This is a genomic window from Burkholderia sp. MR1-5-21, from assembly GCF_053427715.1.
This window is the reverse complement of sequence record NZ_JBSAXD010000140.1, coordinates 1-375: the sequence shown is the minus strand read 5'-3', so window position 1 is coordinate 375 and position 375 is coordinate 1. Positions and strand designations below refer to the sequence as shown.

1 protein-coding gene is annotated in these 375 nt (G+C 60.3%); it reads left to right on the top strand.

The window, feature by feature from the left end; all coding sequences use genetic code 11:
- On the top strand, positions 1 to 375 hold a 375-nt coding region (locus ACV229_RS40780), incomplete at both ends, for a hemagglutinin repeat-containing protein (RefSeq protein WP_448088688.1).

The following is a 375-nucleotide window of genomic DNA, read 5'->3' as shown; positions in this document are numbered from 1 at the left end:
AACGACACGACGCTCAAGGGCGCGACCGTTTCCGCCGGCAAGGATTTGTCTGCAATTGCAGGCGGCAATCTGACGGCGACGACGGTCACGGATACCGCGAAGCTCGACAACGTGGCAGTGGACAGCAAGACGCGGCAAGAAGTCGATCACGTTTATGACGAACGCGCCGTCGGCACGCAATTTACGGCGGGCGGCAATGCGACCCTGGCGGCAACGAGCATTGAAACGTCGAAAGGCAACGTAGCGCTGACGGGCTCGTCACTCACGGCGGGCATGACGAATGGCGTTGAAAACAATACGGGGGCCGCGAACATCGTAGCGACGGGCAACGTCACGCTGAACGAAGCCCGTGAGGAACATGACAATTACCAGGCC